The sequence below is a fragment of the Stenotrophomonas sp. 05L414_2 genome (assembly GCF_056397905.1).
The window spans coordinates 15,230-35,121 of record NZ_JBFTOJ010000019.1 but is presented as its reverse complement, the minus strand read 5'-3'; the positions used below and the strand labels follow the sequence as shown (position 1 = coordinate 35,121).

The window sequence follows — 19,892 nt, the reverse complement described above, 5'->3', positions numbered from 1 at the left end:
CATGCCCGGCGAACGCGCAGCGCGGCAGGGATTACAACCCGTACCGTTCGATCGCGTCCAGATGCGGCTGGCGGTCCTGGTCGCAGGCCTCGGCCAGGCGCAGCCAGCAGTGTGGATGTGTCCAGTCCGCCGTGGCCTGCTGCAGGAAGCGGTGCAGCGCCAGCGGCGCATGGTCCTGCGGCTGGGCGACGGTGAACAACAGGCCCGGCAACGTCCCGTCTTCCGCATCCGGATCGGTCACGGTGTAGTCCGCACGGCTGTGCGACCACACCTTCCAGCCCTGTCCCTCGGCTGCCTCCACGAAAGCGTTCCATGCCTCCTCGCCCGGGTGCGCGCCGTCGACCAGCCAGCTGCGCGCGAAACCACCCCGCTCCAGCACATGCACCTGTGCATAGGTCGGTATGAAGTGCTCGCGCTCCGCTTCGTCCTCTGGTGCGGGGTGTATCAGGCCGGCGTCGAACACCACCCAGTCCCCCACCTGCTGCGCGCGGTTGGCCGGTGCGTTCTCGACGATGCGCGCGGTCACCGGGCCGCTGCGGCGGGCGTAGTACTCCATCGGCTCGCCGCCTTCTTCGCTGCGGATGATCACCCAGCCCCAGGGCTCTTCGACCACGCCCTGCTGGCTGGACAGTTCCATGCCGATCGCTGCCGCCGAGCGGCGCACCGCATCCCAGTCGCGCGCCGCACTGGCCGCACTCATATGGTCCCAATGCGCGGCACTGGGCTCTTCCAGCAGTTCCACCAGCTGCGCATAGCAGGCCTGTGCTTCGCTGAAGCGGCCGGTCTCCATGTACATGCGGGCAAGCGTCCCGCGTGCGCCGTTCGAGCCTGGCGACAACGCCAGCAATGCCTGCGCGGCCTGTTCCAGTGCAGGCCAGTCGGACGCGCGCCGTGCACGCTGCACCTCGCACCAGTGCGCGAACACCGGCACGCTGTCGCGGTAGGTCGCGGCCAGCCTGCGCAGGCCATCATCATCGCCCTGCTCGGCCAGCCAACGCATCAGCGTGTAGGCCGCCGCGCCGTCTTCCTGCGCGTGGCCGCGCACGAAGTCCCACAGCAGCGCCTGCGCTTCCGTCTTCGCGCCACATGCGTGCAGCGCCGAGGCGGCGACCTCGGCCAGCGCGCCGTCGTCCGGCCGCTCGGCGTGCGCCTGCAGCAGCCACTGCGCTTCGCGCTCGGGATCGCGCGACTGGTTCTGTTCGCCCTGCGCTTCCAGCCACGCCAGCAGTTCAGCGGCAGGCACCGGCAGCGGCGCCATCTGCGGCAGCGCTTCGATGCGTGCCGCCAGACCGGCCACCAGCGCGGCAGCGCCACGGTCCTGACGCAGCTGCGCCAGATGGGTGCGGGCCAGACCCAGCTGGCGCTGCGCCACCCAGCGTGCACCGCGCTGCAGGGCCAGCTCCAGGCTCAACGCGGCGATCTCGATCACCAGGCGATGCGCGCCGACAGCGGCGAAGTGCTCGATGATCGTGTTGAAGCGCGTTCCCAGATCCCAGGTGTTGCGGGCGGCATCACGGCTGCACAGTGTCGAAGCCGTATTGGCCCACAACCGCCAGTGATTCGGCGTCAGCTCGCTCCATGGCACCAGCTGCTGCAGCGCCTCTTCATCGCGCCCCAGCTGGGCCAGTGCCCAGGCCTTGGACAGCCGGCGCGGCACCGTGCAGTTGGCAGGCTCGTATTCGCCCGCAGCGGCCACTTCGGCTTCGCGCTTCTCGATCAGCGCCAGCGCTTCCTGCGCACGGCCGCTGGCCAGCAGGATCTTGATCTGCATTTCAGGGAAGCTGTCGAACACTTCCTTGCCGCGCGCCTGGATCGCCGCCGCCTGCACCTGCAGGTAATCCAGCGCGTCCTGGCCGCGGCCGTCGTCCAGCAGCGCGTCGGCCTTCTCGCAGCTCAGGCACTGGAAGCAGGCCCAGCTCGGGTCGATGCGGCCCAGCGTCTCGTCGCAGACCTCGATGCGTTCGGGCACCCAGCCCGGACCATCGATGTTGCCGTAGCAGGCGGCAAGATCCTGGGTGACGCAGATCGACTGCGGGCAGTCCAGGGTATCGGCACGGTGTGCGCGCTCGAACAGCGCCACCGACTCGCCCAGCGCGCTTTCGCCTTCCACGCGGTTGCCGACGCGGTTGCGCAGCGCCCAATGGCCGACATAGACGTCGACCCAGGGGTTGTCCAACGCCTTGCCCAGCGCGCGCGCTTCGGGCAGCAGTGCATCGACGCGGTCGACCTGCAGTTCACTGACTTCATCGGCAAGGCGGGTCAGCAGGTGGGCGTTCTGCGCCTGGCCTGCCTGGCGCAGGTCTTCCTGCAGTTTTTCGACCCAGTTCCAGATATCCATGGGGGTAATGCTCCTGTCTAGCGAAGGCTGGATGAGAGGGAGTAGCGGTGCTCAGCGCAGCATCTGCTGCAGGGCACCGGCAATGTCGGTAAATGCACCATTGAGATCGGGGCCCGGCGTCGCCGCGCTCTGCTGCAGCGGCCGGCCCTGTGCGGACACGATGATCTTCAGCGATCGCAGCAGGCGCGCGGCCGCCCCGGCCTGCGGGTGGCCCTCGCGCTGGGCCTGCAGCAACGCCTGCACCGCTGGATTGTCCAGGTTGAGGTACAGCCGCGACGGCGCACGCGCCTCGATGCGCGCGGTGAACTGGCGCGCCAGCCGCAATGCCGCCATCGATACGCGCTTGTCGTTCTCGTCGTCTTCCAGGCGCTGTTTCAGTTCGGCTTCGCGGTCGGGCACCACCACCACCGGCAGCGCCTCGGGGCTGAACCGCGCCGGCAGCAGCTGTTCGCCATCGCCCAGGTGTTCGCGCAGCCAGGCCAACTGCGTATCGTCAAGGCTGTCGTCGGTGCGGAACAGTGCGCGGTTGCCCTGCTCGGTACCGAGTTCGACCAGGCGCAGGCCCTTGGCCTGGGCCCAGCGCCGCAGGAACGGCACCACCGCGTAGCGATGACCATGCGCGACCGGCACGCCCATCGCGCGGAACAGCATTTCCTCGAAGCCACCACCGTTGTCGAGGATCACATGCACTGCGCCGCGCGCCGGCAACGCGCTGGCCGGCAGGTCACCCTGCGAAGTCGGCACGCGCACGTGTTCCAGCAGCAGGTCGAACAGGCGCTCATCGCACAGCGCCGCGCCCAGCAGGGCTTCATTGTGGCGGCTGAGTACGCGGCGCCAGGCTTCGGGCTGCTGCCGGGCGACGTCGGCCAGGCCATCGATCAGCGCTTCCAGCAGGGCGTGCTGCACGGCGCGATAGTGGTCATCGCGCTGCAGGTCCTCGCGGCTGGCGGTCGGGGTCAGCTTCGACGATTCGATCACCCCGCCGATGAAACCGGCCCAAGGCGGCAGCAGGTCGCGCGCATCGTCGTCCAGCAGCATGCCGCGCACGAACACCGACAGGTTGCGGTTGTCGCTGGTGCCGTAGGTGGCACCGTCCTGCACCCAGAGCATGCCGACGGCGTCGCTGCTGCCATCGGACTGCAGCGGCATCGTCACGATGGGCTCGAAATCGTGTTCGAACCGGGCCGCGAACTGCTGCGCCTGGCGGCGTGCCTGCACCGGATGCAGGGCGACGTCACCCTGCCCGCGCCACGGCGGCGGTTCGGGATTGATCGCGGCGGCCGCCGCACCGATGAAGATCGGCTCGGACAGCAGCGCGCAGTAGCGGCCCAGCACCTCGTGCAGGCGCGCTTCGTTGGCCAGCGGCAGGAAGTCCGGATGCAGCTCCAGCTCGACCTCGGTGCCGATCGCGCGCGCCGGCACTTCGCTGACGGTGTACTGCTCGGCGTTGCTGGACACGTACAGGTGGCCCAGCTGCGGCGCCTGGTAGGAGGTGGTACGCACGCTGACACGGCGCGCCAGTACGAAGGCCGACAGGAAACCCAGGCCGAACATGCCGATCAGGCCTTCATCGTCCTCGCCGTCCTGGCGCAGGCCCCGGGTGTAACCGACACCGACCGTGGCCAGGTAATCGTGGATTTCCTGCCGGGTCAGGCCGGCACCGGTATCGGTGATGCGCAGCACACCGGCGGCGACATCGACCTGCACGTCGATGCGCGACACACTCTGGATGCCGGGCTGCTCGATACGGCGACGGATGATCGAATCGTGCGCGTTCTGCACMAGYTCGCGCAGYGCCACCAYCGGSGTGGAATACAGGTGCTTGCCCAGCACCGTCATCAGTCCATTGAGATCGACCCCGGCGCGGCGGATTTCGGCGGCGGGGGTGCTGAACATCGGGTCCTGCATGTAAACGATTACTCCTTGCCACGGAAAGGCGCCAGGGGGCGCCTTCGTCGAGCCGGGAAAACTAGCACAGGCTGGCTGACCGCTGCTGTGCCGTCGGCCGCATCTGCAGGTCCGAGCACGGACCCGACCCCGGTCACGCCGCGTCGATGGCCTCGGACAGGCGTTCGACCGCGATCACTTCCATGCCCTTCACCGAGCCGCCCTTGGGGGCATTGGCCTTGGGCACGATGGCGCGCTTGAAACCGTGGGTCGCCGCCTCCCGCAGGCGGTCCTCGCCGTTGGGCACCGGCCGGATTTCACCGGACAGGCCGACTTCGCCGAACGCGATGGTCTTCTCGGCCAGCGGACGGTCCTGCAGCGAGGACAGCACCGCCAGCAGCACCGGCAGGTCGGCGGCGGTCTCCTGCACGCGGATGCCGCCGACCACGTTGACGAACACGTCCTGGTCGCCAACCAGCACGCCGCCATGCCGATGCAGCACCGCCAGCAGCATGGCCAGGCGGTTCTGCTCCAGCCCCACCGCCACGCGGCGCGGATTGGACAGCGGCGAGGCGTCGACCAGCGCCTGCACTTCCACCAGCAGYGGCCGGGTGCCCTCGCGGGTAACCATCACGCAGCTGCCCGGCTGGTGCGTGCTGGCACCGGAAAGGAAGATCGCCGACGGATTGGAGACCTCCTTCAGGCCCTTGTCGCCCATCGCGAACACGCCCAGTTCGTTGACCGCACCAAAGCGGTTCTTGAACGCGCGCAGCAGGCGGAAGCGGCTGCCGCTCTCGCCTTCGAAATACAGCACGGCATCGACCATGTGCTCCAGCACGCGCGGGCCGGCGATGCCGCCTTCCTTGGTCACATGGCCGACCAGGAACACGGCGGTTCCGGTTTCCTTGGCGAAACGCACCAGCCGTGCGGCACTCTCGCGCACCTGGCTGACCGAACCGGGCGCGGCGGTCAGCGTCTCGGTCCAGAGCGTCTGTACCGAATCGGCCACGATCAGCCGCGGCCCACTCTTGGTGGCGTGCTGCAGGATGGATTCGACACCGGTCTCGGCCAGCGCGTTGACGCCCTCCAGCGGCAGCTCCAGCCGATGCGCGCGGCCGGCGACCTGGGCCAGTGATTCCTCACCGGTGACGTAGAGCACCGGCAGGACCGCAGCCATCTTCGCCACCGCCTGCAGCAGCAGGGTGGATTTGCCGATGCCCGGATCACCACCGACCAGCACCACCGCGCCCTCGACCAGGCCGCCGCCGAGCACGCGGTCGAATTCACCGATGCCGGTGCTGACCCGGTTGTGTTCGGTCTGCGCCACGTCCTTCAGTGCGGTGATCTTCGGCGGGTCGATCTTGCCCGCCCAGCCGGCACGGCGCGAGGCGGGCGCCTTGGCCGCCGCAGCGCTCTCAAGGACGATTTCCGACAGCGAGTTCCAGGCATTGCACTCGGTGCACTGGCCTTGCCACTTGCTGTATTCGGCGCCGCATTCATTGCAGACATACGCGGTGCGGGCTTTGGCCATCGGAGATTTCCTGCAGGGGCAACGAGCGTGGCAGGATAGCCGAGCCGGGTCGCAGCTGCTGCGACCACTCAAGTCCCACCCGTCGGTGCCGATAGCGGTGGCGGGCGTGCGCCTTGCGGGCGCCCCTCCCTCCTCCTCTGGATTCAACATGACTGGTAGTTACAGTCAGAGCCTGGTCGCCATCTCGTTGCTGGTGGCCATGCTGGCATCGTATACCGCGCTGGATATGGCCGGCCGCCTGGCCACGGCCGAGGGCCGGGTCGCCCGCTGGTGGCTGGCCGGCGGTGCCGCCGCGATGGGCCTGGGCATCTGGTCGATGCACTTCATCGCGATGCTGGCCTTCAAGCTGCCGGTTCCGGTCGGTTACGACCTGGCGATCACCCTGTATTCGCTGGCGGTGTCGATCGGCGCGTCGGCCTATGCGCTGTGGCTGGTGTCGCGCCCCAGCCTGCCGTTGCAGCGGCTGGCCGCGGGTGCGGTGCTGATGGGACTGGGTATCGCCGCCATGCACTACCTGGGCATGGCCGCCATGCGCATGCAGCCCGGTATCGATTACCACCCCGGCTGGTTTGCCGCGTCGATCGCAGTGGCCATCGCTGCCGCCGGTGCAGCGCTGTGGATTGCCTTCCGGCTGCGCGTGGAACAGCGCAACACGGTGCGCCTGCGGATGCTGGCGTCGCTGGTGATGGGCCTGGCCATCGTCGGCATGCACTACACCGGCATGGCCGCCGCGCGCTTCCCGCCAGGCAGCGTCTGCGGCGCCATAGGCAGCGGCGGCATCGATCCCCGCTGGCTGGCAGTGCTGGTGATCGTGACCACCCTGGCCACGCTCGGCATCGCCCTGGTGGCCTCGCTGTTCGACCGCCAGATGCGCGTGCGCACCGGCCTGCTGGCCGATTCCCTGGCACACGCCAACAACAAGCTGATCCAGGCCGCACTGCACGACCCGCTGACCCAGCTGCCGAACCGCATGCTGCTGCAGGATCGCATCGAGCAGGCCATCGAGAAGGCGCAACGCCGCCAGCAGTCGGTGGCGGTGATGTTCTGCGACCTGGATGGCTTCAAGGCCGTCAACGATGCCTATGGCCACCAGCTGGGTGACCGCCTGCTGGTCGCGGTGGCCCAGCGCCTGGGGGCGCAGCTGCGCCCGCAGGACACTCTCGCCCGCCTCGGCGGCGACGAGTTCGTGATCGTGCTGGCCATCGATACGCCTGATGATGCGGTGGTGGTCGCCGAGCGGGTGATCGCCGCGGCAGGTGAACCGTTCGTGCTGGACGCGGCCGAGCTGCAGGTCACCGCCAGCCTGGGCATTGCCCTGTATCCGGACGATGCCAGCGACGAACGCGAGTTGATGGCACATGCCRATGCGGCGATGTACCACACCAAGGAAACCGGCCGCAACGGCTACACCTTCTTCATTCCCTCGATGCAGCTCAGTGCCAACCGCCAGCTGCGGCTGCTGCAGGACCTGCGCAAGGCGATCGCGCGCAACGAGCTGCTGCTGCACTACCAGCCGAAATTCCCGGCGGCCGATGCACCGGCCACCGGCGCCGAGGCGCTGCTGCGCTGGCAGCACCCGGAACTGGGCCTGCTGGCGCCGGACGTGTTCATTCCCATCGCCGAGCGCAGCGGCCTGATCCTGCCGATCGGCGACTGGGTGCTGGACCAGGCGTGCGCGCAGCTGCGGGCCTGGCATGACGGCGGACACAGCCATTGGACGATGGCGGTGAACCTGTCGCCGCTGCAATTCGCCTCACCGGCCCTGCTGGAGAGCGTGCGTTCAGTCCTGCAGCGGCACCGCATCGACCCGGCGCGGCTGACCCTGGAGATCACCGAAACCACGGCGATGAAGGATGTCGAGGCCAGCCTGGCGATCCTCAACGACCTGACCGCGATGGGCGTGCACATCGCCATCGATGATTTCGGTACCGGCTATTCCAGCCTGCTGTACCTCAAGCGCATGCCGGCCACCGAGCTGAAGATCGACCGGGCGTTCGTGCATGACCTTGAACGCAATGACGAAGATTCCGCCATCGTGTCCTCGATCATCGCGCTGGGCCGTACCCTGCAGCTGCAGGTGGTGGCCGAGGGCGTGGAGACCCAGGCCCAGCGCGACTACCTGAGCGAGCTGGGCTGCGACCAGCTGCAGGGTTACCACTTGGGGCGGCCGATGGAGGCCGAGGAATTCCTGCGCAAGGTGGGTTGAGAGGCAACCGCATCCACGCATGGCGTGGATCTACTGCATCCTCCGGGTGCATTGAACGGCAACCGCATCCACGCATGGCGTGGATCTACTGCATCCTCCGGGTGCATTGAACGGCAACTGCATCCACGCATGGCGTGGATCTACTGCATACCCCGGATGCATTGAACGGCAACTGCATCCACGCATGGCGTGGATCTACTGTGCGGGGACTTCGCGGTGACGGGTAGATCCACGCCATGCGTGGATGCGTTCCCCGCGATCGCGCAACAAACAGAAAGGCCGCCCGGGGGCGGCCTTTCTGCGTGGCAATGTCGCGAAGACGTCAGTGCATCATGTGCACGTTCATGTTGTGCATGACCCACAGGGTACCGACCACGATGATGCCGATCACCACCACGGTGAAGGCCGCAGCGTTGACGTTCCAGCGGCTCTCCGACGAGCGGTCCAGGTGCAGGAAGAACACCAGGTGGACCAGCATCTGCAGCACCGCGGTGATGGCGATTACCACACCGTTGACGGTGCGCGAGAAATCACCCGACATCACCATGTAGAACGGGATGACGGTCAGCACCACCGCCAGCACGAAGCCGATCAGGTACGACTTCACGGTGCCGTGGCTTTCGCCGCCGGCGGCGTGGTCGTGTGCATGGTTGTCATGTGCCATTACAGCGCTCCATTGAGGTAGACGACGGAGAACACGCCGATCCAGATCAGGTCCAGGAAGTGCCAGAACAGGCTCAGGCACGCCATGCGGGTCTTGTTGGTCGGGGTCAGGCCGTACTTCTTCAGCTGCACGAACATCACCAGCAGCCACAGCAGGCCGGCGCTGACGTGCAGGCCGTGGGTACCGACCAGGGCGAAGAACGCCGACAGGAACGCACTGCGGTCCGGACCGTAGCCCTGATGGATCAGGTGCTGGAATTCATAGACTTCCATGCACATGAAGCCGAAGCCCAGCAGCCAGGTGATGCCCAGCCACAGGAACATCTGGCCGACCTGCTTGCGGTGCATGGAGATCATGCCCAGGCCGAAAGTCAGCGACGAGGTCAGCAGCAGCGCGGTTTCCCACGCCACGAACGGCAGCTCGAACAGGTCCTTCGCGCCGGGGCCGCCATCAGTGCCGCCGGCCAGCACCACGTAGGTGGCAAACAGCGAGGCGAAGATGAGGCAGTCGCTCATCAGGTACACCCAGAAACCGAAGACGGTGTTGCCGCCGGTGTCGTGGTGCTCGTGGTCGTCATGGCCATGGGCCGCCGCGTGTGCGGCGTGCCCGTGGCTCAGGGTCGAGGTATTGGTGCTCATGCCTTCAGCTCCGACTTCACCAGGCCCTGGGCTTCCAGGTGCTTGCGGTGTTCGTTCTCGATGCGTTCCACCTCGGCAGCCGGGACCCAGTAGTCCACGTCCTGGTCGAAGGTGCGGTAGATGAACGTGGCGATCATGCCGACGAAGCCGATGATGGCCAGCCACCAGATGTGCCAGATCATCGCAAAGCCGAACACCAGGCTGAAGGCGYCGATGACAACGCCGGTGCCGGTGTTGCGCGGCATGTGGATGTCGGTGTACTTGGCCGGCTTCGGCCAGGCTTCACCACGCTGCTTGCGCTCCCAGAAATCGTCCAGCTCGGTGACTTCCGGCAGGGTGCCGAAGTTGTAGAAGGCCGGCGGCGAAGAGGTTTCCCACTCCAGCGTACGGGCATCCCACGGGTCGCCGGTCAGGTCGGCGGTCTTCTTGCGGTCGCGGATCGACACGGCCACCTGGATGATCTGRCACAGGATGCCGGCACCCACGATGAAGGCGCCCACAGCGGCCACCAGCAGGAACGGCTCGTAGGCCGGGTTGACGGTGCTCTGCAGACGACGGGTCATGCCCATGAAGCCCAGCACGTACATCGGCATGAAGGTCACATAGAAGCCGATGAACCAGCACCAGAACGCGCACTTGCCCCAGAACTCGTTGAGGCGGAAGCCGAACATCTTCGGCCACCAGTAGGTGATGCCGGCSARCATGCCGAACASCACGCCGCCGATGATSACGTTGTGGAAGTGGGCGATCAGGAACAGGCTGTTGTGCAGCACGAAGTCGATGGCCGGGATCGCCAGCATCACGCCGGTCATGCCGCCGATGGTGAAGGTGACCATGAAGCCGATGGTCCACAGCACGGGCGTGGTGAACTGCACGCGACCGCGGAACATGGTGAACAACCAGTTGAAGATCTTCACGCCGGTGGGGATGGAGATGATCATCGTCGTGATGCCGAAGAAGGCATTGACGTTGGCACCCGAGCCCATGGTGAAGAAGTGGTGCAGCCACACGATGAACGACAGCACGCCGATGCAGGCGGTGGCGTAGACCATGCCCTTGTAGCCGAACAGGGCCTTGCGCGAGAAGGTCGCGATGACCTCGGAGAACACGCCGAAGGCCGGCAGCACCAGGATATAGACTTCCGGGTGGCCCCAGATCCAGATCAGGTTGATGTACAGCATGGCGTTGCCGCCACCGTCATTGGTGAAGAAGTGCGTACCCAGGTAACGGTCCAGGGTCAGCAGCACCAGGGTGATGGTCAGCACCGGGAAGGCGGCGACGATCAGCACGTTGGTCACCAGAGCGGTCCAGGTGAAGACCGGCATCTGCATGAGCTTCATGCTCGGGGTGCGCATCTTGAGGATGGTGATGAAGAAGTTGATACCACTCAACGTGGTACCCAGACCCGCCACCTGTAGTCCCCATATGTAGTAGTCCATACCTACATTGTTGCTGTACTCGATGCCCGACAGTGGCGGGAAGGCCAGCCAGCCGGTGGCGGCGAATTCACCGATCCACAGCGACAGCATGATCAGCACCGCACCGGACACGAACAGCCAGAAGCTGAGCGAGTTGACGAACGGGAACGCGACGTCGCGCGCACCGATCTGCAGCGGCACGGCCAGGTTCATCAGGCCGGTGATCAGCGGCATCGCCACGAAGAAGATCATGATCACGCCGTGGGCGGTGAAGATCTGGTCGTAGTGGTGCGGCGGCAGGTAACCCTCGGAACCGCCAACGGCGATGGCCTGCTGGGTACGCATCATGATCGCGTCGGAGAAACCGCGCAGCAGCATGACGAAGGCGACGATGATGTACATCACGCCGATCTTCTTGTGATCCACCGAGGTGAACCACTCCTTCCACAGATAGCCCCACAGCTTGAACTTGGTGATCAGGGCCATCACGCCCAAGCCACCCAGCACCGCACCGACCAGAGTGGTCAGCACGATTGGATCGTGGGGGATCGACTCAAGAGAGAGTTTTCCCAACATGTTCATTCTCCCGAACCCATGTGGCCTTCATGGCCAGCGTGTTCGTGTTCTTCGGTGGCATCCAGGTTCTTCCCGGATTCCTTGGCATCATGCGCGTCGCTCGGGGCGTGCCCCTCGTGCGCTTCATGGCTGGACGCATCGGCAGCAGCCGCACCCGCATGGGAATGCTTCATGCCGTAGTGCTTGTTGTCGCCCATGTGCTTGGCGATGACCCAGTCGAACAGGTTGTCTTCAACCTTGCCGAAGTAGGTGACCGGGTACCACTCGGAATTCTTCGCTTCACCCAGCGCCTTGAACGAGGCCTTGTCCAGGCTCTGCTCGCCGGCACGGACCTGGTCCAGCCACTGGCGGTACTGCGCATCGGTGACCGAGTAGGCAGTGAAATGCATCTTGGCGAAGCCTGCACCGCTGTAGTGCGAGGACATGCCCGGGAATTCACCGGTCTCGTTGGCGATCAGGTGGAGCTTGGTCTCCATCGCCGCCATCGAATAGATCATGCTGCCCAGGTGCGGGATGAAGAACGCATTCATCACCGTATCGGAGGTGATCTCGAAGTTCAGCGGGGTGTTGACCGGGAACTTGATCTCGTTGACGACCGCGACCTTCTCTTCCGGATAGATGAACAGCCACTTCCAGTCCAGCGAGATCGCCTGGATGGTGACCGGCTTGACGTCCGATTCCAGGGGCTTGTACGGATCCAGCGCGTGCGAGGACCGCCAGGTCAGCACCGCCAGGACCAGCACGATCATGCAGGGGATCGACCAAACCACCACCTCGATCGCCGTCGAGTGGGACCACTTCGGCTCGTAGCGGGCCTTGGTGTTGGAGGCGCGATACTTCCACGCGAAGGTCAGGGTCATGATGATGACCGGGATGACGACCAGCAGCATGAGCACGGTGGCCGTGATCAGCAGTGTCTTTTCATCCTGGCCGATCTGGCCCTTCGGACTGAGGATGGCCACGGCATCGCAGCCGGTGAGCATCACCAGCAATGCGAGCAGCAGGCCCGGGCGCAACCAGCGCCCAAGGGTTTTCAACGGAATCATCGGTCGATCCAATTGCGAGGGAATGCCGTTCCCCGTCCTGCCCGCACCGGCCAAAGCCGGGCCCACCCGTCCAGAAGACAGGCAGGTGAGGTGGGGTCGAGTCAGCCTTTCAATTTTAGGCCGTCACCCACCATTTAAGAAAGGCATTGACAATGATCAGGCGCAGGAAAGGCCCGGATCTGGATGCGACACGTTGTCGCACCGCGCCATTGCGGCAGGCAGAACGCGCGGGGACGGCAGCGTAGCATCGGCCACGAGGGCGACGAGGCCCCTCGTTCGGCACAGTCGACTGAACAGGTTCAGCAAGTTGTGACTCCCCTTTCTTCGAGGAACCCGGCATGGACAGACCCTTCAGCGTTGAACGCATCGACCACCTGGTGCTGAGGGTGCGCGATCTGGCCCGCAGCGAAGCCTTCTATGGCCAGGTGCTGGGCTGCGCGGTGGTGCGGCGGCGCGAGCACCTGGGCCTGGTGCACCTGCGCGCGGGTGCATCGATGATCGACCTGATCAGCCTGGACGGCACGCTCGGTCGCCACGGCGGCAGCGGACCGGGCAGCGAAGGGCGCAATGTCGACCACCTGTGCCTGCGCGTGCACCCCTTCGACGAAGCCGCGCTGGTCGCCCACCTGGCCGCCCACGGCGTACCGGTACCGGGGCCGGCCGAAGTCAACTTCGGTGCCGAGGGCGACGGATTGTCGTTGTACTTCAAGGATCCGGACGGCAACACGGTGGAGCTGAAGGGGCCTGCCAACGGAGCCGCGCAATGACCCGGTCCGCCACCACGCCGGCGAAGATCGACTTCAAGACGCAGGACAAGGCGCTGTACCGGCCACCGGTCGGCTCGTTCGTGCGGATCGAGGTGCCGCCGATGTCCTTCGTGATGGTCGATGGCCAGGGTGATCCGAACCAGGCGCCGGCCTATCGCGATGCGGTGGAGTGGCTGTACTCGGTCAGCTACGCACTGAAGTTCGCGATGAAGGCCGAAGGACGGGACTACGTGGTGCCGCCGCTGGAGGGACTGTGGTGGGCCGACGACCCGTCCAGCTTCGTGGCACGGCGCAAGCACGCGTGGCGCTGGACGATGATGATCCGCACACCGCTGGACGTCGACGTTCCGCGTTTCAGCGAAGCGGTTGCCAAGGCATCGGACAAGCGTGGTACCGCGCCGCAGAGCCTGCGCCTGGCGCTTTACGAGGAAGGCCTGTGCCTGCAGACGCTGCATGTAGGCGCCTACGATGACGAGGGCCCGACACTGGCCGAACTGCATGAACGGATCATGCCGGCACAGGGGCTGACCTTCGCCGGGCCGCATCATGAGATCTACCTGGGCGACCCACGCAAGGTAGAGCCTGCTCGCCTGAAAACGGTGCTGCGGCAACCGGTACGGGCGCGGTGACGGCCGCGTCCCGGGCTGATCCGTCAGCCGCCCTGGAACTGCACCGGGAGACGCAGGGTTATCTGCTTGACCGTGGTCACCGGCCGCCGGGGGGTGACGTGCCATTGCAGTGCAGCCTCACGGGCGGCGCGATCCAGCGCAGGATGTCCGCTGCTGCGGTCCACGGTCACATCGAGCACGCGCCCCTCGGCTGACATGGTGATCAGCAGCTCGACGCTGCCTTCCAGCACCGTCTCCCCGTCACCACGCGGATAACGCGGGGGATGACGGCGCGTCATCGCCGCCAACTGCGCGCCCAACGCCTGCTCGGGGTCCAGCTGCGGCGGCGGCGGGTCCATGGCCGTCGGCGCTGGTGCGTCCACGGTCACCGCTGGCGGCGTGGCGGCGACAGGCGCTTTGAACACGACCGTCACCTGCCTGCGCTCGCCGCCTGTGGGCACCTTCGACGCGCTGAGCCAGGTGCGTGCGCCCCGGCGCGCGGCCTCATCCAGCTGGGCGCTGCCACTGCTGCCTTCCACCAGCACCGCCGTAACCACGCCGGTCTGCCAGACATCCACCTGCAGGGTCACCATGGTGTCGGCCTCCACAGGTGCGCGCAGCGGGATGCCATGGCGCAGGTCCTTGAAGCCGGCGGCGGGCAGGTCGACCAGCACCTGCCCATACTCTGCTGGTGGCGACGACGGCGGCAGAGAGGGTGACGTACGCAACGCCAGGCCCTTGCGATCGACCAGCATCCCCGCTGGCGGCATCGCGCGTTGCGCCTGCCTGGCGGTGTCCGCTTTCGGGACCGCCGGCGGCGAAGGCTCCGACACCGCCGGGCCAGCGGGGTCTGCGGCGGTGTCGGCGGCGTCCGGCGCATTGCCTTTGCCTGCCTTCGCCTGCCGATCGTCATCGCCCAGCAGCAGTGTCGCGCGCGCCGTCAGGATCTCCATGCGGTCTTCGGACGCACTGGCCAGCAGCGTCGAGAGCATGAACACGTCGCTGCCAAGCAGCAGCGTGTTCACGTCGAACCGGGCGGGATCGGACGAAGCGTTCTTGTCACTGCGGTCGATCAGTCCGGCAATCACCAGCGCGCCCAGCGCCAGCTCTTCGTCCGTGTCGACCATCGTCGAAGCGTAGGCATTCCACAGACGCTCCTCCAGCGGTGCATAGGCAAACAACACCTCCTGCGTGCCGTGGATGCGCCACAGGCGCTCTTCCAGTGCCGCGTCGCCCTCACGGTCGAACGGCTTGCGGGGCGACCACCGTGAGCGGATCGCCAGCTCCTGCAGATCCGTCGCCAGCAGGCGCATCGCAACCGAGGTGCTCGATGGCGAGAGCTTCCACATCTGCTGCAGCAGCTCGACCTGCTTCAGCTCCAGCTCGCGCGCTTCCTCTGCCGTCAGCCGGTCCACCATCGCGCCCGCATCGCTGGCCAGCCCCGCCGTCCTTTGCGTGCGGCGGCCGGACCGGGCGGCAAGGGTCTCGATGGTCTCGTTGTACGCCGCGCGCAGGCGCTCGTACTCGGTGCGGTCTTCGCGCAGCACGGGGCCATTGCGCGCCCACAGATCCAGCTCCTGCATCAGCGCCTGCGTACGCGGCAGATCGCCACGGGCAGCAGTGCGCGCGGTTTCGTGCACCTTGTTGAGCATTTCCCGCTCGAAATGACCGCGCGAGTACCAGCGCGGAACCGTAGTGCGATCCTCGCCGATCAGTACCGAGCTCGGCCCCTGTTGACCGCTTCCTGCGCCCGTAGCGCCATTCCCAGAAATGCCGGTGACGATGAAGACGACGAAAGAGAGGAAGCCGAACATCACCGACGCGATCAGATAGTCCACGGCCCGGTCCTGCACCGCTACGCGCAGGAATGACAGCACCGACACCGCTCCGCCGATCAGCAGCGCAGCACGCAACGCCGCCCTGCCATCACTCAACACGCCGCTCGACAGCACTCGTCCGAGCCAGCCGATCGAGCTGTAGACCAGCACGCCGAGGTCGCCCCAGAACGGCGCCATCCCGATCAGTGCCAGCAACAGCACGGCCAGTACTCCCAGCAGCTTCATGGGCGCTTGCTCATGATCAGCATCGGCACGAACAGGATGAACAGCAGGATCGCGATCGCCAGCATGGCCATCTGCACGGCCAGCCCCACGCCATCCCAGATGCCCGGGTCCACCAGCGCGCTGTAGCGGCGGTAGGCCGGCATGCCCCAGCCCATCACCCAGCCCAGCAGCAGCGTGCCGATCACCGCCATCGTCACCCGCGACATCACGCCGGGAACGCCGCTGGCCGCCGACGCCTGCGCGGCGACCGGCTGCGCCTGGGCGACGCGCGCGGCGGTGCGTGCACGCTGCTTGCGGGCCTTGTTCGGCTTCTGCCGCGTGCGGGTCTGCGCCGCGCGTGYGCTGCCGGCCAGCAGTTCGGCGCGGGCGCAGGCGGCACAGGGCATGCCGACAAAATGCTGGTGGGCCGCATCCTTGCCGCACGCCACCAGCTGACCGGCGTTGCGCCGTGCGTATTCCAGCAGCAGCGTGGCCCATTCCTGCGCCGAAGGCCTCCGCCGCGCCTGCRCCGAGAACGCACGATCAAACATGTCGCGCARCGCCGGCGGAAACATCTCATGGCCGCTGACCGGCGAGGGCAGCATCCGCGGATGCGGCTTGCCACGCGCGTAGGGGTACAGGTTGGCGGCGATGCGTGCCGGCAGGTCACTGGGCACCGTCGCCCCCTGCGGCCGGCCCGCATACGGATGCAGGCCGGAATTGAGCAGCTGGAACACCATCACCGCCAGCGCGAATCGATCCTGCGCCTCCTCCTGGCCCGGCTTCACCCCCGGCTGCTGGAACTCGGACGCCAGATAGTCGGTGGTGACCTGGCCGGCCGGAAAGCGCTCGCCCTTGCCCTGGATGCTGAAACCATCGCAATCGAGCATCGCGATGAACAAGGTGCTGCGATAGAACCGCACGTTCAGCGGCTTGAGGTCGACCACATAGTGCTGCCGCCGGTGCAGCGCGGCCAGCATCACCGCCAGGTTGGCGGCCAGGGTCATCTTCGCGCCCAATCCGGTAGGCAGCCCCTCGGCGCGCGCCTGCCGCTCCTGCAGCACATGTTCCAGATCGCTGGTGGCCGACAGATCCAGGATCGGCATGGTGAAGCCGATGAAACGCCCACTGCGATCCCGCAGCAGGGTCATCGGCCAGGCAATCTGTACCTGGTCGGCCCCCTGCCCTTCCATCGGCGGCAGGTCCGGCTGCAGCTCCAGCATCGCCTGCAGCTTGCGCTCGTAGACGCGCGCGTCCTTGTCCGTATGGTAGAGCTTGGCCACTTCGCGCGGCCGCTCCTTGAGGGTGAACACGCTGCCCGCACCGCCACTCTTGAGCAGCCGCTCCAGGGTGAGCGGCCTGCGCTGCGCGTCGTAGACCTTTTCGCCGCTGCGCCCGGGCATGTGCTCAGGCCGGCAGCGCGACCAGCAACGTCTTGTCGTCGCCGGTGATCTGATCGGTGCGCGGGTCGGCCAGCGTCGCATGCAACGCTTGGCTGCCGTGGGTCTCGTCCACGCCGGCCAGATAACGGATCACCGGTGCGATGAACGGTTGGAACAGGCTGTCGCCCGCGCGCGACATCGCAAACGGCTGCACGCCGTCGGACATCAGCACCAGCGCATCGATGGCCCCTTCGAAGCGGGTCAACCGCAGCTGCTCGCGCCAGTTGCCACCGGTCACGAACCAGGTTTCGTTGGCGTACTCGCCATTGGCAGGCAGCGATACCGCATCGGGCGATTCATTGCTGAACGCACACGCGGCCACGCCATCGCCGACATGGAAGAACCAGCCGCCATCGCGCGTAGCGACCGCCCCTACCAGCGTGCAGGCATGGTCGGATAGCTTCAGGCCCTGGCTCAGCGCAAGCATCGCCAGCTGCCCGCGCGCATCGTCGACAGCGGTTTCGATGATGCTGCGCAGCGTGTCCACCGGCAGTGCCAGTGGATCGGCGCCGAGCTGCGCGGACCCGGTAACCGACGCCGCCACGCTGCTGGAAACGTGCCGGGCGCCCACATCGCTGTGCGATGCGGAGCCTGCGCCATCGCAGACCACCGCGACCAATGTCTGCCCCACCTGCACCGACGCATAGGCGTCCTGGCAGGGCTGCCCGCGGTCCAGATGGGACCGTCCCGTGGCCGATGCGGCCATCACGCGCCAGGCCATGGTCAGACCGGCACTTGTGACCAGCTGTCGGTGGCCGGCAATTGCACCTGGCCACCGGGCGTCGAATTGGAGACCACCCGCATGCTCGCGCTCAGCCACAGGAACAGTTCCTTGAACTGCAGGCCCTGCAGGCGCTTCACGCCGCGCTCGCCATTGCGGCTGAACTGACCCAGCACGCTCATGTCAGCATTGCCGACAGCGATCGGGAACACCGCCACCTTGTTCTGCTGCTCGGCCTCGCGGCACTGCTCGGCCACCGCCTCCCAGGCGTCCGTGGGCTGGCCATCGGACATCAGGAACAGCCACGGCCGGGTGTAGGCAACACCGGCCTGGCGGAAGCGCGCCTTCTCGTCTTCAATCTCCTGCAGCGCCACTTCCACGGCCGCACCGGTCGGCGTGGTGCCATTGGCCGACAACGTGGGCGCGGTGAAATCCATCGCATCGCACCAGTCACCGCTGATGGCCGCGTTGTCCATGCCGCCGTACTCGACCAGCAGCACGCGCACACGCTTGGCCGCGATCACATCGGCTTTCAGCTCCTGCTCCAGCAGCTTCAGGCCCGCGTTCAACTGCTCGATGGGGCCACCACTCATGCTGCCGGAACAGTCCAGCACCAGGATCAGCGGCGTGCGCTGCTCACTGTTGTCGACCAGCGAAACATCGGGGATTGCAGCAATGGACATGATGGGAAGCCTCCGTGCGGGTGAACCAGTGCAGGTGATCTGYGCGGCCGATTATAGGCAGAGCTGAAGGGCCCAGGGGCGAGGGCCGACGGAGAACCGTGCCGCCCAAACAAAAAGCCCCGACCAAGGCCGGGGCTTTTGCTGAAACTGGTGCCGGAAATAGGAATCGAACCTACGACCTACGCATTACGAATGCGCCGCTCTACCAACTGAGCTATTCCGGCGAAGCTGGCAATTTTACGGTCGCCCTGCCCCTGCGGTCAATCCGGTCGTGACGATTGCCGTCAAACGCCCACCCGCCCGGCCCCTCAACCCGCCGCTACCCGGTTGCCGCACTCCCGCCCCGCCGCGAAATCGGCCAGGTTGCCCAGCGTGATCGCCGAGATCTCCTGCAGCGCCTCCACGGTGAAGAAGCCCTGGTGGCCGGTCACCAGCACGTTGGGGAAGGTCATCAGGCGCTGGAACGCCTCATCGTCGATGATCTCGCCGGACAGGTCCTGGAAGAACAGCGCGCTTTCCTGCTCGTAGACGTCGATGGCCAGGTGGCCCAGCCGGCGCGACTTCAGCGCGCGGATCACCGCTTGGGTATCGACCAGGCCGCCACGCGAGGTGTTGACCAGCATCGCGCCGGGCTTCATCCGCGCCAGCGAGGCGTCGTCGATCAGGTGCTGGGTATCCGGGGTCAACGGGCAATGCAGCGAGACAATGTCCGAGCGCGAGAGCAGCTCGTCCAGTTCAACCATTGTGCCGATCCCGGTGAACGCCGGCGAGGGATACGGATCGTGCCCCAGCACGGTGCAGCCCATGCCGCGGAAGATGCGCGCGGTGGCCAACCCGATCTTGCCAGTACCGACGATGCCCACGGTCTTGCCATGCAGGGTGCGGCCGAGCAGGCCATCGAGCATGAAGTTGCCCTCACGCACGCGGTTGTAGGCGCGATGCGTGTGCCGGTTGAGGGTCATCACCAGCGCCAGTGCGTGCTCGGCCACCGCTTCCGGCGAGTAGGCCGGCACGCGGGCGACGAACAGGCCGAGCGCATTCGCGCTGGCCAAGTCCACATTGTTGAAGCCGGCACAGCGCAGCAGCACCGCGCGTACGCCCAGTGCATGCAGGGTCTGAAGCACCGGTGCATCGAGCCTGTCGTTGACGAACACGCAGACGGTGGCGCAGTCCTGTGCCAGCGCGGCGGTGTGCACGTTCAGCGCCGCGTCGAAGTACACGAACTGGAAATCCTGCCCTGCCCCCTCGCGCTGGTTGGCTTCCTCGAGAAAGCGGCGGTCGTAGGGACGGGCACTGAAAACGGCGATCTGCATGGCAAGGTCTGC

At 66.5% G+C, this 19,892-nt stretch carries 15 protein-coding genes and 1 tRNA gene; 3 read left to right on the top strand and 13 right to left on the bottom strand.

What is annotated here, in order from left to right; translation table 11 throughout:
• Window positions 1-31: 31 nt before the first annotated feature.
• The 3 genes from AC1DJN_RS04530 to radA form a co-directional block, all read right to left on the bottom strand.
• A complete protein-coding gene (locus tag AC1DJN_RS04530; RefSeq protein WP_442251351.1) occupies window positions 32-2,338 on the bottom strand; it encodes a tetratricopeptide repeat protein in 2,307 nt (768 codons plus the stop codon).
• A 51-nt stretch (window positions 2,339-2,389) separates the two neighbouring features.
• On the bottom strand, window positions 2,390-4,246 hold the full coding sequence (locus tag AC1DJN_RS04525) for an ATP-binding protein (RefSeq protein ID WP_478038922.1): 1,857 nt from the start codon (window positions 4,244-4,246) through the stop codon (window positions 2,390-2,392).
• A 133-nt stretch (window positions 4,247-4,379) separates the two neighbouring features.
• Complete coding sequence (gene radA, locus AC1DJN_RS04520; protein ID WP_025873829.1) at window positions 4,380-5,756, bottom strand: DNA repair protein RadA; 1,377 nt, start codon at window positions 5,754-5,756, stop codon at window positions 4,380-4,382.
• 148 nt (window positions 5,757-5,904) lie between these two features.
• On the opposite strand from radA, the gene AC1DJN_RS04515 reads away from it, so the two are divergent.
• A complete protein-coding gene (locus AC1DJN_RS04515; RefSeq protein ID WP_478038921.1) occupies window positions 5,905-7,962 on the top strand; it encodes a putative bifunctional diguanylate cyclase/phosphodiesterase in 2,058 nt (685 codons plus the stop codon).
• A gap of 322 nt (window positions 7,963-8,284) precedes the next feature.
• On the opposite strand, the gene cyoD is transcribed toward AC1DJN_RS04515, so the two are convergent.
• The 4 genes from cyoD to cyoA are packed head-to-tail and all read right to left on the bottom strand — an operon-like array spanning window position 8,285 to window position 12,304.
• Complete coding sequence (cyoD, locus tag AC1DJN_RS04510) at window positions 8,285-8,626, bottom strand: cytochrome o ubiquinol oxidase subunit IV (protein ID WP_025873831.1); 342 nt, start codon at window positions 8,624-8,626, stop codon at window positions 8,285-8,287.
• A complete protein-coding gene (gene cyoC, locus AC1DJN_RS04505) occupies window positions 8,626-9,264 on the bottom strand; it encodes a cytochrome o ubiquinol oxidase subunit III (RefSeq protein WP_025873832.1) in 639 nt (212 codons plus the stop codon). Before cyoC ends, cyoD begins: the two co-directional genes overlap by 1 nt.
• Window positions 9,261-11,258, bottom strand: coding sequence for a cytochrome o ubiquinol oxidase subunit I (gene cyoB, locus AC1DJN_RS04500; RefSeq protein WP_478038920.1), 1,998 nt, complete (start codon window positions 11,256-11,258; stop codon window positions 9,261-9,263). Before cyoB ends, cyoC begins: the two co-directional genes overlap by 4 nt.
• Window positions 11,259-11,260: 2 nt before the next feature.
• On the bottom strand, window positions 11,261-12,304 hold the full coding sequence (gene cyoA, locus AC1DJN_RS04495) for a ubiquinol oxidase subunit II (protein ID WP_025873834.1): 1,044 nt from the start codon (window positions 12,302-12,304) through the stop codon (window positions 11,261-11,263).
• Window positions 12,305-12,642: 338 nt separating this feature from the next.
• Between cyoA and AC1DJN_RS04490 the strand changes: the two genes are divergently transcribed.
• Window positions 12,643-13,071 carry a VOC family protein gene (locus AC1DJN_RS04490; RefSeq protein ID WP_032975989.1) on the top strand — a complete coding sequence of 143 codons (429 nt, stop codon included), beginning with the start codon at window positions 12,643-12,645 and terminating at the stop codon, window positions 13,069-13,071.
• Window positions 13,068-13,700: a GyrI-like domain-containing protein gene (locus AC1DJN_RS04485; RefSeq protein ID WP_032975988.1), complete on the top strand. Its 633-nt coding sequence runs from the start codon at window positions 13,068-13,070 to the stop codon at window positions 13,698-13,700. The genes AC1DJN_RS04490 and AC1DJN_RS04485 overlap by 4 nt, the downstream gene beginning before the upstream one ends.
• Before the next feature lie 23 nt (window positions 13,701-13,723).
• On the opposite strand, the gene AC1DJN_RS04480 is transcribed toward AC1DJN_RS04485, so the two are convergent.
• From AC1DJN_RS04480 to AC1DJN_RS04455, 6 genes are all read right to left on the bottom strand, one after another.
• A complete protein-coding gene (locus AC1DJN_RS04480; protein WP_442251346.1) occupies window positions 13,724-15,742 on the bottom strand; it encodes an energy transducer TonB family protein in 2,019 nt (672 codons plus the stop codon).
• Window positions 15,739-17,124 carry a hypothetical protein gene (locus tag AC1DJN_RS04475; RefSeq protein WP_478038919.1) on the bottom strand — a complete coding sequence of 462 codons (1,386 nt, stop codon included), beginning with the start codon at window positions 17,122-17,124 and terminating at the stop codon, window positions 15,739-15,741. Before AC1DJN_RS04475 ends, AC1DJN_RS04480 begins: the two co-directional genes overlap by 4 nt.
• A gap of 4 nt (window positions 17,125-17,128) precedes the next feature.
• Window positions 17,129-17,884, bottom strand: a complete 756-nt coding sequence (locus tag AC1DJN_RS04470; protein WP_309909943.1) for a PP2C family serine/threonine-protein phosphatase — start codon at window positions 17,882-17,884, stop codon at window positions 17,129-17,131.
• Between the two features lie 2 nt (window positions 17,885-17,886).
• Complete coding sequence (locus tag AC1DJN_RS04465) at window positions 17,887-18,567, bottom strand: vWA domain-containing protein (protein WP_051584968.1); 681 nt, start codon at window positions 18,565-18,567, stop codon at window positions 17,887-17,889.
• A 148-nt stretch (window positions 18,568-18,715) separates the two neighbouring features.
• Window positions 18,716-18,791: transfer RNA gene (locus AC1DJN_RS04460), tRNA-Thr, on the bottom strand.
• Between the two features lie 84 nt (window positions 18,792-18,875).
• The gene (locus AC1DJN_RS04455) at window positions 18,876-19,880 is read right to left on the bottom strand and encodes a 2-hydroxyacid dehydrogenase (RefSeq protein ID WP_442251344.1); all 1,005 of its coding nucleotides are present in this window, start codon (window positions 19,878-19,880) and stop codon (window positions 18,876-18,878) included.
• Window positions 19,881-19,892: the final 12 nt, after the last annotated feature.